The 331-nt window shown below is 72.5% G+C and carries 1 protein-coding gene; it reads left to right on the plus strand.

The window, feature by feature from the left end:
* A partial coding sequence (locus tag ACLZOT_RS51015; RefSeq protein WP_416976120.1) for an ATP-binding protein occupies positions 1 to 331 on the plus strand: 331 nt, incomplete at both ends.

The following is a 331-nucleotide window of genomic DNA, read 5'->3' on the forward strand; positions in this document are numbered from 1 at the left end:
GGGGCTGGGGCGTGCCGACCGGCAGCGAGGCCGTCCACGCGATCCGGCTGATCGCCTCGGAGCTGCTCACCAACGTCGTACTGCACGCGTCGGCCGCCACGGCGCGCATCGTCGTCGTACTGGAACTGTGCGACGGCACCTGGATCCGCATGGGCGTGCACGACGGCCACCCCGAGTGCCCCGCCCCCGGCGACGGTCACGCCGGCACCGAGGACACCCACGGCCGCGGCCTGAAGATCGTGCACGCCCTGATGGAGGAACTGAACGGGGTCGTCCTCACCGAGCGCACCGACGACGGGGGCAAGACGGTCTGGGTGGAGCTGCCCTGCCC

The sequence above is a fragment of the Streptomyces sp. 4F14 genome (assembly GCF_048159485.1).
Classification (GTDB): Bacteria; Actinomycetota; Actinomycetes; order Streptomycetales; family Streptomycetaceae; genus Streptomyces.